This window comes from Sporosarcina sp. P17b (genome assembly GCF_002743115.1).
Classification (GTDB): Bacteria; Bacillota; Bacilli; order Bacillales_A; family Planococcaceae; genus Sporosarcina; species Sporosarcina ureae_C.
Window position 1 is genome coordinate 185,808 of the sequence record NZ_PDYP01000001.1, and the last position, 20,576, is coordinate 206,383.

General features: G+C 40.2%; 24 protein-coding genes. All 24 read left to right on the top strand.

Features of this window, described 5'->3' with window-relative positions; translation table 11 throughout:
- Window positions 1-31: 31 nt before the first annotated feature.
- Entirely contained in the window at window positions 32-340 is a 309-nt protein-coding gene (gene fliE, locus CSV76_RS00940) for a flagellar hook-basal body complex protein FliE (protein ID WP_085428636.1), read from the top strand.
- A 61-nt stretch (window positions 341-401) separates the two neighbouring features.
- Window positions 402-2,003: a flagellar basal-body MS-ring/collar protein FliF gene (gene fliF, locus CSV76_RS00945; protein ID WP_085428637.1), complete on the top strand. Its 1,602-nt coding sequence runs from the start codon at window positions 402-404 to the stop codon at window positions 2,001-2,003.
- Between the two features lie 14 nt (window positions 2,004-2,017).
- Window positions 2,018-3,031: a flagellar motor switch protein FliG gene (gene fliG, locus CSV76_RS00950; RefSeq protein WP_085428638.1), complete on the top strand. Its 1,014-nt coding sequence runs from the start codon at window positions 2,018-2,020 to the stop codon at window positions 3,029-3,031.
- Complete coding sequence (gene fliH / locus CSV76_RS00955; RefSeq protein ID WP_158232724.1) at window positions 3,024-3,797, top strand: flagellar assembly protein FliH; 774 nt, start codon at window positions 3,024-3,026, stop codon at window positions 3,795-3,797. The genes fliG and fliH overlap by 8 nt, the downstream gene beginning before the upstream one ends.
- Complete coding sequence (gene fliI / locus CSV76_RS00960; protein ID WP_099624497.1) at window positions 3,794-5,134, top strand: flagellar protein export ATPase FliI; 1,341 nt, start codon at window positions 3,794-3,796, stop codon at window positions 5,132-5,134. Before fliH ends, fliI begins: the two co-directional genes overlap by 4 nt.
- Window positions 5,131-5,583, top strand: a complete 453-nt coding sequence (fliJ, locus tag CSV76_RS00965; RefSeq protein WP_085428641.1) for a flagellar export protein FliJ — start codon at window positions 5,131-5,133, stop codon at window positions 5,581-5,583. Before fliI ends, fliJ begins: the two co-directional genes overlap by 4 nt.
- 1 nt (window position 5,584) lies before the next feature.
- The gene (locus CSV76_RS00970; RefSeq protein ID WP_099624498.1) at window positions 5,585-6,196 is read left to right on the top strand and encodes a MotE family protein; all 612 of its coding nucleotides are present in this window, start codon (window positions 5,585-5,587) and stop codon (window positions 6,194-6,196) included.
- 28 nt (window positions 6,197-6,224) lie between these two features.
- Entirely contained in the window at window positions 6,225-7,754 is a 1,530-nt protein-coding gene (locus CSV76_RS00975) for a flagellar hook-length control protein FliK (protein ID WP_099624499.1), read from the top strand.
- 3 nt (window positions 7,755-7,757) lie between these two features.
- The gene (gene flgD / locus CSV76_RS00980; RefSeq protein WP_233204377.1) at window positions 7,758-8,447 is read left to right on the top strand and encodes a flagellar hook assembly protein FlgD; all 690 of its coding nucleotides are present in this window, start codon (window positions 7,758-7,760) and stop codon (window positions 8,445-8,447) included.
- Window positions 8,448-8,464: 17 nt separating this feature from the next.
- Complete coding sequence (locus tag CSV76_RS00985) at window positions 8,465-8,836, top strand: TIGR02530 family flagellar biosynthesis protein (protein WP_099624500.1); 372 nt, start codon at window positions 8,465-8,467, stop codon at window positions 8,834-8,836.
- An 84-nt stretch (window positions 8,837-8,920) separates the two neighbouring features.
- Entirely contained in the window at window positions 8,921-9,754 is an 834-nt protein-coding gene (gene flgG / locus CSV76_RS00990; protein WP_099624501.1) for a flagellar basal body rod protein FlgG, read from the top strand.
- A 54-nt stretch (window positions 9,755-9,808) separates the two neighbouring features.
- Window positions 9,809-10,033 (top strand): flagellar FlbD family protein, encoded by a 225-nt coding sequence (locus CSV76_RS00995; protein WP_085428647.1) that lies wholly within the window; start codon window positions 9,809-9,811, stop codon window positions 10,031-10,033.
- Window positions 10,023-10,454, top strand: a complete 432-nt coding sequence (fliL, locus tag CSV76_RS01000) for a flagellar basal body-associated protein FliL (RefSeq protein WP_085428648.1) — start codon at window positions 10,023-10,025, stop codon at window positions 10,452-10,454. The genes CSV76_RS00995 and fliL overlap by 11 nt, the downstream gene beginning before the upstream one ends.
- Window positions 10,455-10,502: 48 nt before the next feature.
- Entirely contained in the window at window positions 10,503-11,504 is a 1,002-nt protein-coding gene (fliM, locus tag CSV76_RS01005) for a flagellar motor switch protein FliM (RefSeq protein WP_099624502.1), read from the top strand.
- A complete protein-coding gene (gene fliY / locus CSV76_RS01010; RefSeq protein WP_099624604.1) occupies window positions 11,497-12,675 on the top strand; it encodes a flagellar motor switch phosphatase FliY in 1,179 nt (392 codons plus the stop codon). The genes fliM and fliY overlap by 8 nt, the downstream gene beginning before the upstream one ends.
- A gap of 22 nt (window positions 12,676-12,697) precedes the next feature.
- Window positions 12,698-13,060, top strand: a complete 363-nt coding sequence (locus tag CSV76_RS01015) for a response regulator (protein WP_085428650.1) — start codon at window positions 12,698-12,700, stop codon at window positions 13,058-13,060.
- A 63-nt stretch (window positions 13,061-13,123) separates the two neighbouring features.
- Entirely contained in the window at window positions 13,124-13,735 is a 612-nt protein-coding gene (locus CSV76_RS01020) for a flagellar biosynthetic protein FliO (RefSeq protein WP_158232597.1), read from the top strand.
- Window positions 13,728-14,393 carry a flagellar type III secretion system pore protein FliP gene (gene fliP / locus CSV76_RS01025; protein WP_085428652.1) on the top strand — a complete coding sequence of 222 codons (666 nt, stop codon included), beginning with the start codon at window positions 13,728-13,730 and terminating at the stop codon, window positions 14,391-14,393. The genes CSV76_RS01020 and fliP overlap by 8 nt, the downstream gene beginning before the upstream one ends.
- A 12-nt stretch (window positions 14,394-14,405) precedes the next feature.
- A complete protein-coding gene (fliQ, locus tag CSV76_RS01030) occupies window positions 14,406-14,675 on the top strand; it encodes a flagellar biosynthesis protein FliQ (protein WP_085428653.1) in 270 nt (89 codons plus the stop codon).
- Between the two features lie 4 nt (window positions 14,676-14,679).
- A complete protein-coding gene (gene fliR / locus CSV76_RS01035) occupies window positions 14,680-15,456 on the top strand; it encodes a flagellar biosynthetic protein FliR (RefSeq protein WP_099624504.1) in 777 nt (258 codons plus the stop codon).
- A complete protein-coding gene (flhB, locus tag CSV76_RS01040) occupies window positions 15,449-16,540 on the top strand; it encodes a flagellar biosynthesis protein FlhB (protein WP_085428655.1) in 1,092 nt (363 codons plus the stop codon). Before fliR ends, flhB begins: the two co-directional genes overlap by 8 nt.
- Before the next feature lie 24 nt (window positions 16,541-16,564).
- The gene (flhA, locus tag CSV76_RS01045; protein WP_099624505.1) at window positions 16,565-18,595 is read left to right on the top strand and encodes a flagellar biosynthesis protein FlhA; all 2,031 of its coding nucleotides are present in this window, start codon (window positions 16,565-16,567) and stop codon (window positions 18,593-18,595) included.
- Entirely contained in the window at window positions 18,595-19,707 is a 1,113-nt protein-coding gene (gene flhF, locus CSV76_RS01050; RefSeq protein WP_099624506.1) for a flagellar biosynthesis GTPase FlhF, read from the top strand. The genes flhA and flhF overlap by 1 nt, the downstream gene beginning before the upstream one ends.
- Before the next feature lie 25 nt (window positions 19,708-19,732).
- Window positions 19,733-20,566 (top strand): MinD/ParA family protein, encoded by an 834-nt coding sequence (locus CSV76_RS01055; RefSeq protein WP_232319550.1) that lies wholly within the window; start codon window positions 19,733-19,735, stop codon window positions 20,564-20,566.
- The last annotated feature ends 10 nt before the right edge of the window (window positions 20,567-20,576 follow it).

Sequence of the window (20,576 nt, forward strand, 5' to 3'; positions counted from 1 at the left end):
ATATATTAGTAATTTATTAGGAGTGAACTAGATGGCGATTCAATCTATTACAGGTGCAATGCCTGCTATGTCGATCCAACAATCTGACATGAAAGCACAAAGGACACCTTTTGAGGCTCAACAGAACTTCTCAGCAATGTTAAATGATGCAATTCATCAAGTGGATCAAACACAAAAAGTCTCAGATACTATGACAGCTAAACTTGTTAAGGGTGAAGATGTCGATTTACATAATGTGATGATTTCGGCACAAAAAGCGAGTATCGCATTAAATGCAACAGTAGAAATGCGTAATAAAGTCGTAGAAGCATACCAAGAAATCATTAGAATGCCTGTCTAACAGATAGAAAGCACTAGGTAGAAGCGGAATCGTGCCTAGTGAGGCTGACCGGGGGATTAGAATGAAAGAAAGATTGACAAAACTCAGAGCAGATCTTAAAGCCTTCTGGGGAAGTCGAACAAAAAATCAAAAAATTATATATATAGTGACAGCGGCCAGTGTAATCGCGCTGGCGGTTTTTTTGACAGTGGCTTTGTCACGTACTACGTATGTAACACTTTATTCAGAAGTATCACCATCTGAAATCGGTCGCATAAAAGAAGTGCTAGACGGTCAGGGCGTTCCTTATCTTGTAGAGCCTGGCGGTACAGCGATATCTGTGCCTGAGAAGCAACTAGATAACTTGCGAGTTTCACTTGCGGCAGAAGGTTTCCCAGACTCTGGACTGATCGACTATTCATTCTTCTCGGATAACGCAGGGTTTGGTACTACAGATAATGAATTCAATATGATTAAGCTTGCTGCGATGCAAACAGAATTAGCTAATCTAATAAAGGGTATAGAAGGTATTAAGGACGCAAAAGTTATGCTTACTTTACCGACAGAAGGAATCTTCGTAAACGATACTACATCCGAAGCTAGTGCAGCGATCATGTTGAAGACGAATCCAGGACAAAGTTTTTCGGAACAACAAATCACATCACTTTATAATCTAGTTTCAAAAAGCTTACCTAACCTATCCAATGATAATATCGTCATACAGAACCAATATTTTGAGTACTTTGATCTAAAAGATTCAGGAGATTCTTATGGAGCTAGTGTGACGGATCAAATGGGCGTGAAAAAGACCATTGAACGCGACTTGCAACGACAGGTTCAAATGATGCTCGGTACATTGATGGGGCAAGATAAAGTAGTTGTATCGGTTACGACAGATATTGACTTCAAGAAAGAACAACGTGAAGAAAACTTGGTTACGCCAGTAGATCCCGAAAACATGGAAGGTATTGCTCTTAGTGTGCAACGGATAACGGAATCATTCTCTGGTACGAATCCGGCAGTAGGTGGAACCCCTGAAGGAGAAGACCCTACCGATAATCGTACGACTTATGTAGAAGGTGAAGGCGGAGACGGAGATTACGAACGTCTTGAAGAAACTATTAATAATGAAGTGAACAGAATTAAAAAAGATATAGTAGAGAGCCCGTACAAAATTAGCAATATCGGTATTCAAGTTATGATCGAACCTCCAACTGCAGATGATCCAACTTCATTAGCTCCAGAAGTTAGACAAGATGTTGAACGTATTTTGGAGACTATTGTACGTACATCCTTGGATAAAGAAGCAGCTGGGGAATTAACGGATGAAATACTGGCCGAAAAAATCGCGGTTTCCGTTCAACCACTTAAAGGCAAGAATATCGCGTTTGAAGATACGAAGACAGTGATTCCTTGGTGGGCGTATTTAATTGGCGGTGTATTACTGCTAGCAGTTATCGTTCTCGTCGTGCTGTTCTTGCGTAAGAGACGTAATGAAGCAGCAATGGATGAAGAGCTCGCGATGGAACAAGCTCAAGCCCAATTAGATTCCGTCCAAATTGATGACATCAACTTGGAAACAGAAACAGAGGCGACAGCAAGAAGAAAACAACTAGAAAAAATGGCTAAAGATAAACCGGAAGAATTCGCAAAGTTATTGCGAACATGGATTGCCAAGGAGTAATGGAGGGGTATTAGTTGGTTAAGAAAGATAAAGTCATGTCAGGTAAACAAAAAGCTGCCTTATTGCTCATCTCTCTTGGGCCAGAAGTTTCGGCTTCAGTCTATAAGCATTTGAATGAAGAAGAGATCGAGCAACTGACGTTGGAGATTTCGGGTGTGAAAAAAGTCGAATCCTCTGTAAAAGAAGAAATTATTGAAGAATTTCATAATATCGCTCTTGCGCAGGATTATATTTCACAAGGCGGTATTGGCTATGCCAAGACAGTTCTTGAAAAAGCACTCGGAAAAGACCATGCCCAAGCTATTATTAACCGTTTGACCTCTTCACTTCAAGTGCGACCGTTTGATTTCGCTAGACGTGCAGAACCATCACAGATTTTAAACTTTATACAAAATGAACACCCACAGACAATCGCGTTGATTTTATCTTATTTGGAAGCGGAGCAGGCAGGATTGATCCTGTCACAACTCCCACAAGAAATGCAAGCCGATATAGCAAAACGCATTGCTACAATGGAATCTACTTCGCCGGAAGTAATCAGTGAGATTGAAGCAGTCCTTGAACGAAAATTATCTTCTACTGTTACCCAGGACTTTACCGAAACAGGTGGAGTAGACGCAGTCGTGGAAGTGTTGAATGGTGTAGACCGTTCGACAGAAAAAACGATTCTCGATGCGCTTGAAATTCAAGATCCTGAACTTGCAGAAGAAATTCGCAAGAGAATGTTTGTCTTTGAAGATATCATCACATTGGATAACCGTTCCATTCAGCGTGTTATTCGTGATTGTGAAAATGAAGATTTGATTTTAGCAATGAAAGTATCAAGCGAAGAAGTAAAAGATATATTATTTAAGAACATGTCACAACGTATGGCAGAGTCATTCAAGGAAGAAATGGATGTTATGGGGCCGGTACGACTTCGTGATGTAGAAGAAGCGCAATCCCGTATCGTCGGAATCATCCGTAGACTTGAAGATGCAGGAGAAATCATCATAGCGCGTGGTGGAGGAGATGACATCATTGTCTAATCTGTTTCGATCCGAGCGTACGGTAATGAATCAAAGTCCTACAAAAGAAATTTTAATCCGTAACTTGCAACCTTCACAACCGGTTGAAGAGACAGTGGAGCCGGTAAGTATGGGTAAAGTATTCATGGAACGCAATCGCTTATTGCAGGAGATGGAGCAACGTAAAAGCATAGTAGATACCGAAATAAAACAACGACTAGATCAAGCTGCTGCAGATGTCGAATCGATGCATGCCGCGTGGGCTAGTGAAAAAGAAGAATTGCAGCAACAAGCCTATGATGAAGGTTTTCAGGCAGGGTATGAAGATGGTCGTAATAAAGCAATGGCTGAAATGCGTGAAATGATAGAGGCTGCGAACGAAACTACTACTTTATCTTACGAGAACGCAACCCAATATTTAATCAATCAAGAACGCGTGATTTTGGATATTGGCATGCACTCAGCCGAAAGAATTATTAACAGAGTGATAGAGGAAGACGATGAAGCGTATTTATCCATTGTCCGCAAAGGCATTAAAGAAGCTCAGGAGAGTAAGGAAATTAAATTATTCGTACCGACTGAGCAGTTTAAAATGGTCACGACACATCGGTCGGAACTCGCTTCGATTTTCCCGCCCGAAACCCCGTTCCTTATTTTTGTCAATGAAGATTTCAATGCAACAGATTGTTTTATCGAAACGAACCATGGTCGCATCGTAGTGAGTGTAGATGATCAACTGAATGAACTGAAAGAACAATTGGTGAAAATAATGGAAGATGGTGTGTGAATTTGAAAAAAGCTGAAGATCTCATTCCAATCATTCCGAATATCAATACGTTAAAGAAGTTTGGGCGCGTTATTCGAGTAGTAGGATTGCTGATAGAATCCGAAGGTCCCGAGTCATCTATAGGTGATGTATGCTTTATTCACTTGAACGTCCCAGAAGAAGGACGTTCCTTAATTCAAGCCGAAGTTGTAGGATTTAGAGAAGAAATTGTCATGCTGATGCCTTATACGGATATTCGTAATATTTCAAGTGGTTGTTTAGTGGAAACGCTAGGTAAACCACTTGAAGTGAAAGTAGGAATGAATCTACTAGGACAAGTTCTAGATTCTTTAGGAAAACCGATTGATAATAGCCCCCTACCTAAAGGTCTGGCAACAGTACGAACGGAAAACAGCCCACCGAACGTCTTGACACGTCCTACTATTAATGACAAGTTGGCTGTAGGCGTAAAGGCAATCGATGGCATGCTGACGGTGGGAAGTGGTCAGCGTGTCGGGATATTTGCGGGGTCGGGTGTTGGTAAAAGTACATTGCTTGGAATGATCGCACGTAATACGGAGGCAGACATCAATGTGATCGCACTGATTGGGGAACGTGGTCGCGAAGTTCGGGAGTTTATCGATCGTGATCTTGGGCCAGAGGGATTAAAGAAAACAATTGTCGTAGCTGCCACTTCCGATCAACCAGCGCTAATGCGAATAAAAGGTGCGATGACAGCTACAGCGATTGCGGAGTACTTCCGAGACAAAGGGCTGAACGTTATGCTGATGATGGACTCAGTTACACGTGTAGCCATGGCGCAACGTGAAATTGGTCTAGCAGTTGGTGAACCGCCAGCCACAAGAGGGTATACCCCTTCTGTTTTCGCTATTCTACCCAAACTCTTAGAACGCAGTGGTACGAATGAAAAAGGCGCTATCACCGCTTTTTATACTGTGTTAGTTGACGGTGATGATATGAATGAGCCGATTGCGGACGCTGTGCGAGGGATTCTTGACGGTCATATAGTGTTAGATCGTACGCTAGCCAATAAAGGCCAATATCCTGCAATCAATGTGTTGAAAAGTGTCAGTCGTCTAATGAATCATATTGCGGATCCAGAACACCTGAAAGCAGCAGCGAAATTGCGTGAATTGTATTATGCCTATGACAAATCAGAGGATTTAATCAATATTGGTGCATATAAAAAAGGAACGTCACGAGAAATCGATGAAGCGATTGAATATGAGCCGCTCATTACCAATTTTCTAAAGCAAAAATTTAATGAGAATATCCAATTAGAAGACACGGTAAATGAAATGGTCGCGTTAGCTTCTGGAGGAGGAGAGCGTAAATGACTTCTTTCCATTATCGTTTTGATAAAGTTTTAGATTTGCGTGAACAAGAGCGTGATGAAACAGAAATGGCTTATAAAGAAGCGATCGAAGAGTTCGAAAAAGTGGCAACACAGTTGTATGACCAGATGAAAAAGAAAGAAAATATCTTGGAAGAACAGCAACAACGTATGACTACAGGTTTTTCTATTGATGACTTGCACCACTACTCTCGTTTTATTACTACACTTGATGTAACGATAGATCACATTCAACAAGAAGTAATGAAATCTCGTTCAAAAATGAATTGGTATGAAACGCAGCTGTTGGAAAAGAACATAGAAGTAAAGAAGTTTGAGAAGATGAAGGAAATCGGTAAAGAACAACATAATGCCGAGATGGAACATGTGGAAGCAAATCGAATTGACGAACTATCGACGATGAAGTTTCGTTCAAAAGAAGACGGGTGGTAAAGTGGCTAAATCGAAAAAGAAAAAAGAGGTTAAAGACTCTGTAGAAGTATCGGAAAAAAAGTCGATCGGCTTTTTTCAGATTCTACTCGCATGGATCATCATTCCTCTTATGTTCACAACAGCTGTTGTCTTAATAATAGCTAAAGTAGCAGATGTTAACGTTTTCGATCAGGCGAAAGAATGGACATCAAAAGTCCCGTTCTTGGAACAAAAGGCACCTGATGAAAAAGTCGAAGGAGATCTAATATTAGAAGAACGTGTAATTTCTCTACAAGCAGAAATCCAAGAAAAAGAAGCACAATTATTCGAAGTGCAAGATGAGCTTACTCAAGTGAAAGACTCTAATGAAACACTTGTAATCGAAAAAGAAAAACTGGATGAAGAGATCGAGAAGCTAAAACTAGAACAAAGTGAATCCAAACGTGATTTCAAAGAAATTGTTACGACATATGAGCAAATGTCGGCTAAATCATCGGCTCCTGTCATTACCAAAATGGGCGATGCAGAAGCCATTCAAATATTATCTAGTCTAAAGCCCGCTACGCTAGCAGCTATACTAGAGAAAATGTCCCCTGAAGAGGCTGCTAAATATACTTCTATGCTTACAAAGTAGTATAATAGTAATTGAGGGAGGTGAAAAAGTGAACTTAGGACTATTAATGGGCATAGGTTCTCCAAGCATTCCTATGAATTCAGCCCCTTCTACAGTGAATATTGAAGGAGAAGGGTTCGGAAGTGTATTCCAAAGTTTGATGTCCGCAACCGCTATTCCTGCAAAATCCCAGACACTAGGCGCTGATCAAGAGTTGACTAAATTACTCGGCGAAGTTCTCAACGTTGATTCGTTGGAAGAGTTAGAAGGACTTCTTGAGGAGTTAAAGCAATCTGTGAAGTCGCCTATTGTAGCTCAATTATTGAAAGAGGCTGGATTAAGACAAACGATTTCGGTAAAAGGAACTGCTGTTGAGAAAATCTCTACTGAAATAATTGAAAAAACTATAGAAGAACAAACAGAAGAGTTAAAACTTGAACAAGCAACACCAACACAAAATCAAAATCAAACACAAAATTCTCTTGTTCAACTAACAGAAGAAGCTGAAGAGTTGCTTGGGCAAATGATTTCTAGTCTCGAAAAGGAAAGTTTGGTTAATGGTAATACGGAATTAAATTTAACAGATCTACAAAACCTTCATAAGTTTCCAAGTCTGCAACAATTAGCTGCTCTTATTAGTGAAGATCCTGATAAACTAATAGAAGTAATTACAAATGTCCTAGAAGACGTCGGCGTGACAAAAGAACAACTAGATGAGATTGCAGCTACAGGAGACATTTGGTATGTGCTCGGAGTATTACAGCAATTGCCGTCTGAAAAAATTAAAATAGCTGTGGAGCAATTACCGCCAAAAGTCACCGTTGAATTAACTGCATTGCTAAAAACAATTGAACTAACAGCACCTAAGATGGATTTATTTACAAAACAAATAGATTTGGTGAAAACAATCCAACCAATTCTTTCTCAGTTTGCAAGTCAGTTAGAGGCGAAAGTTATACAACCTGAAGTGAAGCAATCTGTGCAAATTCCATCTGCTATGCAACATGTTATTCGATTTACAACAGAGCAATCTGCAGCTGATGCGAAACAACAAGATCAACAATCTAAGGCAAATGAGACAGTCACACCAGTAACAGCCACCACACAGAATGAAGCTAGACCTGTATTCCAGATGAATACCACAGAGAAAGTACCAGAAAGTCGAAGTGAAGCTCTGATGCGTGAATTCCAAGCTGTATTGAACCGCGCGAACTTTGGTCAGACGAATGGAATGAACCGGATTTCAATCAAACTGTATCCGGAACATCTTGGACAAATTCGAATAGAATTACTGGAAGTAAACGGTGTGATGACAGCGAGGATTTTGGCATCTACAGCGATGGCACGTGAAATGCTCGACAGCCAAATGCATCAACTGCGACATGCCTTCAATCAACAGAACTTGCAAGTGGATAGAATTGATCTATCACAAACACTTCAAGATCCGTCGAAGAGTGATAGAGAACAAGCTTTCAACAAGCAAAACCAGCAACAAAAAGAACAAGCTACCGATCAAAATGAAACTCAAGATGAACAACAACAAACATTCCAAGAATTCATGATTGAACTGGAGGCGTAAACATTGCCAGAAGGAACAAATTCTACAACAACTAATAGTGCGATTACAGATTCCATGTATCTAGTCAATAAGCAACGTGATCAGCGGAAAACTGGACCCGATACAATGGGGAAAGACGCGTTCATGAAAATATTGATTGCACAGATGGCGAATCAAGATCCAACGAATCCGATGAAAGATACAGAATTTGTTGCACAGATGGCACAATTCTCTTCATTGGAACAAACGATGAACTTAGCGAATGCATTTGAAAAATTTGCAGCTTCACAAAATCAAAGTCAATTGATTCAATACAATAGCTTTGTTGGAAAAGAAATACGTTGGCACGAAGTATCTGACAAAAAAGGCGAAGATGATAAGCCGATTATCAATGAAGGTACAGGGGTCATACAGTCCATTAAGTATATCGACGGCTCAGTAATCTTTACGATGGCAGACGGCAAAGAGTTATCACCAGGAAACATTTCAGAAGTAATGGGAAATGGTTCTAGTTCAGGCTCTGGAGCAATTGGTCAACCGAATAATCTAGTACAAGCCAGTATGTTAATTGGCAAGACGGTAGGCTATATGGAAGGCGAAGAAGAGCGTACAGGAAAAGTCATATCTGTTACGAATAAAGAAGGTAGTTTATATTATATATTGCAAAACGGTACGAAAATCGAAGGTAATCAACTTACAACGATCAGTGAATAATTGAATGGAGCGATGTCATGAACAAGATCGATATCCATCGCATTCCATCACCGCCACCCATACGCCAAGGACAGATACAAGCACAATCGAAGCAGTCATTTCTCGAACACTTACAGCACGCGACACAGCCAGAAAAACTAAAGATCAGTAAACATGCGAACGACCGGCTGCAAGAACGGGGTATTCAAATGACCGACTCAGAATGGGCGCATATCTCACAAAAAGTAGACGAGGCGAAGAGGAAGGGAATCCGCGAATCACTCGTGTTGACCGATCAAGCCGCACTCATTGTTAGTGCAAAGAACTCAACCGTTATCACAGCGATGAACCGCATGGAAGCGAAGGACCAACTATTTACGAATATTGACGGCACGATACTACTAAGCTAAAAACGGCAGGACCTTAACAGGATGCCATTGCACCGCCGACTGAATGACGCGGTGCACTTTAAAACCGAGAGGGGAAACTACATTATGCTTCGTTCAATGTACTCAGGAATATCAGGATTGAAAAACTTTCAAACAAAATTGGATGTAATCGGTAATAATATCGCGAACGTCAATACGTATGGTTTCAAAAAAGGACGAGTTGTATTTAAGGATTTATATTCACAGCAAGTTTCATTAGCTGGAGCACCTGGTACTGCTCGTGGCGGGGTAAATCCTAAACAAGTGGGTTTAGGTTCACAATTAGGTGCTATTGATACTATTCATGCTCCTGGATCTGCGCAATTTACAGGGAATACATTGGATTTGGCAATAGAAGGTGATGGTTTATTTATTGTAGGTGATCCTGATGGTGGGGAACGGTTTTATACCAGAGCGGGTAACTTTTATTTAGATGCTGGAGCAGGAGATACTGACGAGTCTGCAAATCTTGTAGATGGAGAAGGTAGATTTGTTTTAAACAGTTCAGGAGAGAAAATTATTATACCTCTTTCGGCAACATCCTTGTCGGTAAGTCAAGATGGAATAGTTTCTTACGTTAGTAAAGATGATGATGGAAATAATGTTTTGGATACAGCTGGAACTATAGGAATAGCCAAGTTTAATAATCCCGGCGGCTTGGAAAAAGTGGGGGGGAATTTGTATAAAGAAAGTGCCAACTCAGGAGCACCTTCAGTGGATGTACCACTTAGTGAAGGTGGACACGGAGCGGTAAAATCAGGCTCCCTAGAAATGTCCAACGTCGATCTATCTGAAGAATTCACAGAAATGATCGTTGCGCAACGTGGGTTCCAAGCCAACACGCGAATCATCACGACATCAGACGAAATCTTGCAAGAACTAGTAAACTTGAAGCGATAACATAGCATAGTTTGAGAAGGAGGGTCGGGCCGGCCTTGGCCTGGCCCCTTACATATGATTAAAGTGACAAGACTAAATCGAACGACGTTTACGTTAAATGCATTGTATATAGAGAGAGTCGAGTCGTTTCCAGACACGACGATCACATTGACGACTGGGTCAAAGTATGTCGTTCTTGATTCAGCCGAAGAGGTTAATAGCCGAATCATTGAATTTTATCAAGCGGTCCAGCTGCTATCCAATCCGCATATCCGGGGTGATGAAGAAGATGAAGAATAAGTTGTTGACGATTTCATTGATCATTTTAGTGAGTATTACGTTGATCGGTGTCGTGGCGGTCGTTTTGATTATGAATTTTAATAAAGATAGTGATGGAGAAGAGAAAGCCCCATCGATTGATGAAATTATTGAATCGTCAGTGGATATGGAAGAGATCACCACGAATTTGTCAGGTCGTAATTTTGTCCGTGTTTCGTTGAAAATCCAAACAGATAGTAAAAAAGCGGCTGAAGAATTAACGAAACGTGATTTCCAAGTGAAGAATCTAGCCATTCAAGAATTGTCTGAAATGACCGCAAAAGATCTTGAAGGGAAAGTGGGCAAACAGCAATTTGAAGATACCATTAAAGCGAAGTTGAATGAGCTGATGCAAGATGGTGAAATACAGAAGGTGTATATTGTCTCTTATATCATCCAGTGACGGCTGGAATGACGTACTAGAGAAGTGTGCGCGATGGGAGGTGGGCTTATGTCGGGAGATGTACTGTCCCAAAATGAAATAGATGCGTTGCTGTCTGCTTTATCGACGGGTGAAATGTCAGCAGAAGAAATGAAAAAAGAAGAAGAAACAAGAAAAGTACGTGTCTATGACTTTAAGCGTGCACTTCGTTTCTCAAAAGATCAGATTCGAAGTTTGACTAGAATTCATGAAAATTTCGCTAGATTACTGACGACGTACTTTTCGGCCCAGCTGCGTACGTATGTACAAATCAATGTAATGTCGGTAGACCAAATTCCTTTTGAAGAGTTTATCAGCTCTATACCTAATATGACACTGATCAATATATTTGATGTGTCTCCTCTTGAAGGAAACATTTTAATGGAAGTCAATCCAAACGTAGCCTATTCCATGTTGGAGCGACTGATGGGCGGCTTTGGGTCAAGTTCAGGAAAAACAGATAATATGACTGAAATTGAAACGAAGATTTTAACGAATTTATTTGAGCGTTCATTTGATAGCTTACGGGAAGCTTGGTCAGGATTGATTGAAATTGATCCATATTTGACCGAAATGGAAGTCAATCCGCAGTTTCTTCAAATGATTTCACCGAACGAAACCGTTATCGTTATTTCTTTCAATATAATGATTGGTGAATCTAGCGGCATGATCAACATTTGTATTCCCCATGTGGTGCTAGAACCAATTATTCCGAACTTGTCCGTGCAGTATTGGATGCAAACGAATAAAAAAGAACCTACCCCTGAACAAAGCATACAGTTGGAACGACGAATAAAAAATGCGATGCTGCCCGTAGTAGCAGACCTTGGAAAAGGCGAAATATCCATTCAGGACTTCTTGCATTTACAGCTTGGGGATGTTATTTCATTGGATACTAGCATTGAGGAACCTCTGACGATACGGATAGGAGAAAAACCTAAATTCACTGCTCAGCCAGGAAAATTACGTAACCGTATGGCTGTTCAAATACTAGAAATACTGAATACGGGAGAGGATGAAGATGATGAGTGATAATATTCTCTCACAGGAAGAGATTGAAGCGTTATTGCGTGGTGAAACATTAGAGCCTGCGGAAACGACCGAACCTGCATCAGAAACTATCGACATTAACGATTACTTGACCGAAATGGAGCAAGACGCATTAGGTGAAGTCGGTAATATTTCATTCGGTAGTTCAGCAACAGCGTTGTCCGCTTTGCTTGGCCAAAAAGTAGAAATCACAACACCTAAACTTACATTAATCCAACGTGATAACTTGGAAGATGATTTCGTTCATCCATATGTTGCGATCAAAGTGGAATACACTGAAGGATTAAGCGGTGTTAATTTGCTTGTCATCAAACAAACGGACGCGGCCATTATCGCTGACTTAATGCTCGGCGGAGACGGCACAGCGCCAAATCAAGACTTAAGTGAAATTCATTTGAGTGCAGTTCAAGAAGCGATGAATCAAATGATGGGATCTTCAGCTACTTCGATGTCTACCATCTTTAATAAAAAAGTCGACATTTCACCACCCACTATTGATTTGTTGAATATTCAAATCGATCAAGGAACCGAATATATTCCTGCACATAATTTATTGATTCGCGTGTCATTCAATTTAAAAGTCGGTGATTTGATTGACTCTGACATAATGCAATTGTTCCCACTGGAGTTTGGTAAAAAGTTAGTGTCTTCTCTGATGGGTGAAGAAGAAGCGGCTACTATGACAGAAGTACCGCCCACACCACAGACATCCCACTATTCAGAACCAGAGCCTATGTATGCACCAGAAGAGCCTGCACCCGTGCAACAACAAACAGCATATCAAGCGCCACCTGTTCAACAACCAGCTGCACCGAGACAGACTCAAGCGCCTGTGCACGTTCAGCAAGCGGAGTTCGCTAGTTTCCAAGCACCATCTTTAAACAAGGAAGAATCAAATAATTTAAATTTACTACTTGATATACCACTCCAAGTAACAGTAGAATTAGGACGTACGAAGCGTTCTGTTAAAGAAATACTGGAAATGTCTGGAGGATCGATTATTGAACTAGATAAATTGGCAGGGGAGCCTGTTGATATATTAGTCAATAATCGCTATATAGCAAAAGGGGAAGTAGTAGTCATTGACGAAAACTTCGGAGTCCGCATTACGGATATTTTGAGTCAAATGGATCGGTTAAACAATTTACGATAGAAGATACTTGGAGGGAATATGAATGGGAAAACGAATTTTAGTAGTAGATGACGCAGCATTTATGCGCATGATGATCAAGGATATCTTAACGAAGAATAACTATGAAGTAGTTGGAGAGGCTGCAGACGGTGCACAAGCTGTCGAAAAGTATAATGAATTGAAGCCCGATCTAGTCACAATGGATATCACAATGCCTGAAATGGATGGAATTGCCGCATTGAAAGCAATTAAAGGTACACACCCATCTGCGACCATCATCATGTGTTCGGCAATGGGGCAGCAGGCAATGGTCATCGATGCAATCCAAGCTGGAGCAAAAGACTTTATCGTTAAACCATTCCAAGCGGACCGTGTTATTGAAGCGATCGACAAAGCATTGAGCTAAGTGCGTCTTATGAATGTAAAAAGAGTAGTCCAATATTTTATACTATTCCTTCTGTGTTTTACTATGACACCATTAGCGCTTGCAGATACGGATCCCGACATCAGCGTGTCAGATTGTATTGGAAAAGGTAAAGATTGTGAAGAAAAAGCACCGGTTGCTGAGAATGATGAAAAAAACATAACTGATAATGACCTGGACGAGCCGAAAGGTCTTACAGCAAAAGATTACATCCGGACTATTCTGGCTTTTATATTTGTAATAGGTTTGCTCGTGTGGTTGCTGCGATTCATGAATAAGCGCAATAGAAGCTTTGATCAAAATCGCCTCATGACGAATTTGGGCGGTGTTCCATTAGGGCAACATAAATCTATTCAACTAGTAAAAATGGGTAGTCATTATTTTGTGGTGGGTGTAGGGGAAAATGTTCAGCTACTAAGAGAAATAGATGATCCTGATGAAATCGCGGATTTGCTTGAACGTTATGATCAAGGCAATGAAGTTCAGAAGGGAATATTTTCACATTTGTACACCCGGTTTTTCTCAAAGGCCGAGCAATCTCATGTAGAAGAACCCACTTTCAGTCAAGTGTTCTCAACCAAAATGGATGAAATCAAATCTGATCGTAGAGAACAGTTAAATCGGTTAAATCGGAAGGAGAGCGACCGCGATGGTTGATTTTCTGGAAACATTTTCCGACAGTGATCCGACCAACGTCTCTACTTCTATAAAGATGTTGTTGTTACTTACAGTCTTGTCACTCGCACCAGCGATTTTAATCCTTATGACTTCGTTTGCAAGGATTATTATCGTCTTGTCATTTGTACGAACGGCACTTGCTACACAGCAAATGCCTCCTAACCAAGTGCTAGTAGGTTTAGCTTTATTTCTAACATTCTTCATTATGTCACCTGTGTTATCTCAGGTGAATGAAGAAGCCTTGACTCCGCTGTTTGATGAAGAAATTAGCTTGGACGAGGCATACGAACGTGCCAGTATTCCGTTCAAAGAGTTTATGAGTCAACATACGAGACAGAAAGATTTGGAATTATTCATGCGATATAATCAAATGGAACGACCGGATACGATTGAAGATATTCCGTTGACGATGATGGTACCGGCATTTGCCCTTAGTGAGATTAAAACCGCATTTCAAATGGGCTTCATGATTTTCATTCCTTTTCTAGTCATCGATATGATTGTTGCCAGTGTACTTATGTCCATGGGGATGATGATGCTTCCGCCTGTTATGATTTCATTGCCGTTCAAGATATTATTATTTGTTCTGGTAGACGGATGGTATCTTATCATCCAGTCATTGCTGCAAAGCTTTTAGGGAGGAATTTGAATGACGAGTGAATTTGTTATTACCATTGCAGAACGGTCAGTTTGGGTTATTCTTCTCGCTTCAGGTCCTCTCTTAATAGTCGCTTTAATGACAGGACTTGCCGTGAGTATATTTCAGGCAACTACACAGATCCAGGAACAGACATTGGCATTCGTGCCTAAAATTGTAGCGGTAATGGTTGCTATTATATTTTTTGGACCTTGGATGTTATCGTATGTAACCAATTATGCGAGCGATATCTTTTCCAGTCTCTCCAGGTATGTCGGGTGATTGAATGAATGAAATCATTCCGTCTTTACCCGCATTTTTGCTTATTCTGACCCGTGTTACATCTTTCTTTGTGACACTGCCATTATTTTCATATAAAACCATTCCGGCCACGCAGCGTTTACTATTCGGAGCCATATTGGCGTGGATGATGTCTTACTCAATTACAATGCCGGAATTGGTGATTGATGGACAATACATATTACTTGTACTTAAAGAAGCGGTAGTCGGCTTGTCAATCGGCATTGCCGCTTTTATTATTATGTCGGCTATTCAAGTAGCTGGAGGATTCATCGACTTTCAGATGGGGTTTGCGATAGCGAACGTAATTGATCCTCAGACAGGTGCACAGTCGCCGCTGCTTGGACAATTTCTAAATTCGTTGGCGATGTTGTTATTACTTGTCGTGAATGGCCATCATATGTTGTTGGATGGAATATTTTACAGCTATGACTTTGTTCCAATTACAGCTATGTGGCCTCCTTTTGGTAGTCCTAATATGGCGGAATTCATTGTCTTGACGTTTGCGAAATCATTTGCGATTGCTTTCCAAATGGCAATTCCTGTCGTGGCGACATTATTTCTCGTCGATCTGGCTCTTGGAATAACAGCTCGTGCTGTACCCCAATTGAATATTTTTGTTGTAGGTTTCCCGATAAAAATTGGTGTCAGTTTCTTGGTGATCGTGACAATGGCGAGTGTATTCATAGTCGTCATGAAGAAAATGTTTGAGATTATGATTGTGACGATGAGAAATCTGATGATATTGCTCGGAGGTGGCTAACTTGTTACTGAGGCTGGATTTACAATTTTTCGCCGGTGAGAAGACGGAAAAAGCTACCCCGAAAAAAAGGGAAGATTCGCGTAAGAAAGGACAAGTACTAAAAAGTCAAGACGTAACGGCTGCAATCGTACTGTTCTCTATTTTCACATTTATGTTCTTTGCAGCAGGTTTTATGCGAGATAATTTCTTTGTGTTTTTCCGAGAATCGTTTACACACTTTATCCCTATCAAAACAATGGATGAAGAACAAGTCATGTTAGTATACATAAGTGTTATTAAACAAATGGCGATTATTTTGTTGCCTATTATGATCATTGCAGTTATTGCGAGTATTGCAGCGAATCTTTTGCAATTTGGTTTGTTATTTACTACGGAGACATTGAAATTTGATCTAAAGAAAATTGATCCTATAAAAGGATTAAAACGAATCTTTTCTATTCGGGCAATTGTAGAATTGCTAAAATCTATTTTAAAGATTTCTTTTATTGGTACAGTTACAACACTGATCGTATGGAGTAATCTTGGCCAAGTGCTCGACTTAGCTTTTAAAACACCACAAGTAACTTTGGTGACTGTTGCAAAATTAGTCGGAATGATGGGAATCATCGCGTCACTAGTACTATTGTTCATTTCTATTTTAGACTTTCTTTATCAGAAATTTGACTATGAAAAAAATCTTAAAATGTCGAAACAAGATATTAAAGATGAAAGTAAAAACATGGACGGCGATCCGCTTATTAAATCTCGCATCAGACAACGTCAGCGGGAAATGGCGATGCGACGTATGATGCAGGAAATACCCGAAGCAGATGTAGTTATCACAAATCCTACTCACTTTGCGATAGCGTTAAAGTATGATGAAGATCAGATGGACTCGCCAATTGTTATTGCAAAAGGTGCAGATTTTGTCGCACAAAAGATTAAGATGATTGCAGCTGAACACGATATTGTCATGGTAGAAAATCGGCCTCTCGCACGTGCTATGTATGACGAGGTAGAAATTGGTGATCGGATACCTGAACAGTTTTTCAAAGCAATTGCGGAAATCTTAGCATATGTTTATCGGATTCAAAGAAAAATATAAGTGAAATTAGAAAGTAGGGGTGGCATGCAGTTTAAAGATATTGGAGTACTCGCAGCGGTTATTATGATCATTGCGATGCTTGTCATCCCCTTACCACCTTGGTTATTAAGTTTCTTGATTATTATAAATATCACGCTTGGTTTAATGGTTTTACTGACTGCGATGAATATGCAAGAAGCACTTCAGTTTTCTATCTTTCCATCACTCTTGCTACTCCTTACATTATTCCGGTTAGGCCTTAACGTTTCTACAACACGTGCGATTCTTTCAGAAGGTAATGCAGGTGGAGTAGTCGATACATTCGGTACGTTCGTTACCGGGGGAAATATAATTGTTGGACTTGTGGTATTTGTTATTTTAATTATTATTCAATTTATTGTTATAACGAAAGGTTCGGAGCGTGTATCTGAAGTTGCTGCACGTTTTACACTTGATGCGATGCCAGGTAAGCAAATGAGTATTGATGCTGATCTAAACGCAGGAATGATTTCTGATATAGAGGCACGTACACGTCGTGAAAAAGTTAGTAATGAAGCCGATTTCTATGGTGCGATGGATGGTGCGACAAAATTCGTCAAAGGAGATGCGATTGCCGGAATTATCATCGTCATGATCAACTTGTTGGTCGGTATGATTATCGGTGTTGTGCAGATGGGCTTACCGTTTGCAGAAGCGGCTCTTCAATTCTCTACATTAACTGTAGGTGATGGAATTGTTTCTCAAATCCCTGCACTGTTAATATCTACAGCGACGGGTATCGTAGTTACACGAGCTGCATCAGAAGGAAACTTAGGTACGGACATTACGAATCAATTATTAGGTCAACCTAAACTACTTTATGTTGCTGCCATTACGATCTTTTTACTAGGTCTTGCCACTCCTATCAATGACATACTGACAATTCCAATTGCAGGCGCATTGGCAACGGGTGCGTTCATGATGTCACGTAAAAAAGATGAAGATCCAGATGAATTATTGGAAATGGAAGAAGATGTAGAAACAGAAGGATTGAAGAGACCAGAAAATGTCGTGGATCTTTTGAATGTCGATCCAATTGAATTTGAATTTGGCTACGGACTAATTCCTCTCGTAGATGCAACACAAGGCGGAGATTTATTGGATCGTGTCGTAATGATTCGTCGTCAGTTGGCAATAGAACTTGGTCTTGTAATTCCAGTTGTTCGTATCCGAGATAATATTCAATTACAACCAAATGAATATCGAATCAAAATTAAAGGAAATGAAATGGCCAGGGGAGAGCTCTTGTTAGATCATTATCTAGCGATGAGTCCTGGTGGCGAAGATTTGATAGAAGGAATCGATACTGTTGAACCTTCATTCGGATTGCCGGCAAAATGGATTACTGAAGAAGCGAAAGAGGAAGCGGAGATCATGGGCTACACAGTTGTGGATCCGCCAAGTGTTGTATCAACACACTTGACAGAAGTCATTCGTGCTAACGCATCCGACTTACTAGGCCGTCAGGAAACGAAGCAACTTGTGGATCACGTTCATGAGACGTATCCGATTTTGGTTGATGAACTGACACCTACTCCACTATCGATTGGTGAGATTCAAAAAGTACTTGCTAAATTATTAAATGAACAAGTTTCTGTTCGTAATCTACCTATTATTTTCGAGACACTTGCAGACTATTCAAAGTATACTTCCGATGTCGATGTGCTGACAGAATATGCAAGACAATCATTAGCGCGTCAGATTACGGGGCAATACGTAGTAGGAAATGAAGCGTTAAAAGTTTTAACGGTATCCGGAAAAGTGGAGAAACTCATTGCGGATAGCATCCAACAGACTGATCAAGGGAACTTCTTGTCCATTGATCCATCACAATCTCAAATGATTTTGGAACGGATTGCGCAGGAAGTTGAACGGGTAGCTATGCTCGACCAGTCCCCTGTAATCTTATGTTCACCTGCAATTCGAATGTACTTGCGGCAAATCACAGAACGGTATTTTCCACAGATACCTATACTGTCCTATAATGAATTGGAAGCATCAGTGGAAGTTCAAAGTGTAGGGGTGGTGGATATTTAATGAAAATGAAAAAGTATACAGCACCTACTATGGTCGAAGCGATGGCGAAAGTACGTGAAGATTTTGGAGACGACGCCGTCATCCTTAGTTCAAATGTCACAAAAACAAAAGGTTTTCTTGGTCTATTTCGTAAACGTTCAGTAGAAGTAGTTGCAAGCTATGATAAAACGAATGATCAACGTGCCTATGAATCACAGGTTCGTACTATACAACCTGTTGCACAACCCGAGTCGGTTGAGCGTATGCAGAGGGAAATACGAGAAATCAAACAAATGCTGAAAGACATTAAGCAAGTAGATCATACATTAGGAAAATATCCTGATGAACTTCTTCCAGTGTTGAAGAGATTGCAAGTGCAAGGTTTAGCAAATGAACATATTATGGAAATCGGCAATTTGGTATTCGATCGTATGAAACAAGATAAGACGGACTTTACAGAAGACCAGCAAATCGAATTGATTCGAAGCTGGTTCTGGGATCAACTTCACAATATGCCGTTTGGTGGAATCTCTTATCAGAAGAAGTTTATTAATGTACTAGGTCCTACAGGTGTCGGGAAAACAACAACGATTGCCAAAATTGCAGCACGTGCATTATTAGAAGAAAAAAAGAAAGTGGGTTTCATCACAACGGATACGTACCGTATTGCGGCAATTGAACAATTACGAACATATGCTAATTTACTTCAGGCACCAGTTGAAATTGCTTATAACGAAGAAGATTTCCGTACTGCAATTGAAAAATTGAAAGATCTAGATCTTATATTTATTGATACAGCGGGACGAAATTATAAAGAAGCAAAATTTGTTGATGATTTAACAAAACTTATAGATTTTTCATTAGAAATGGAAACGTTTCTTGTGTTATCCACGACTTCAAAGGAACAGGATATGGATACTATCATCAGACAATTTGATAAATTTCCGATCAATAAATTTATATTCACGAAAACAGATGAAACAAATTCTGTAGGCTCGATTATTAACCTAATGATGAAATATGGTATAGGCATGGCATACTTCACAGATGGACAAGAGGTACCTGAGGATTTGACAGAAGCCAGTTTTGAAAAAGTGATAAATCTTCTGTTAGAAGGTGAACCACATGCATGATCAGGCGGAAGCACTTAGACTAAAAATGATCAGAAATCAAAGACCTGTAGCTCGCTCAATTGCCATCATCAGTGGTAAAGGTGGAGTAGGCAAGTCGAACTTTACTGCGAATTTTTCTTATGCTTTAGTAGCAAAGGGCAAGAAAGTCTTAATTGTGGATATGGATATTGGAATGGGAAATATTCATATATTATTTGGCGCTACTCCTACTTATCATTTAAAAGATTACTTGACTGACATCCAAAGATTAGAAGATGTCGTGACACCGATTGAAGAAAACTTGGCATTTATTGCAGGAGGTTCTGGACTGGAAACAGTCGTTGAATGGTCGGATACGATGTTTAATCGATTGATTGAAGCGTTCTCTATTTTACAGATGGAGTATGATGTTATTTTATTCGATATGGGTGCAGGAGCTACGAAGAGTTCTATCGATTTAATATTGGCGATGGACGAGATAATTTTAATTGCGACACCTGAGCCAACGTCGATTACGGATGCTTATTCGATGATAAAATTCATCTGTTTACAAGATGCGAATAAAACCATCCGCATAGTCAGTAATCGTGTACTGAAGGAGCAAGATGGTCGGGATTCCGTCGCACGTCTTCAATTAGCTATGCGAAGATTTTTATCTGTCGAAACCAGTATTTTAGGATTCTTGCCTGATGATATACATGTACGTAATGCGGTGATTGCACAGTCACCTTTCGTTAAGTTGTATCCCGATGCAAAAGTCAGCAAGCGTATGCTGGCCATCACTGATACATTTATGCATGGCGATAAGCCTAGCACTTCTATTGAAACCTCTGGATTCATAGATAAAATCAAAGGTATATTTCAGAAGGGGCGTGTGTGATTTGATTACT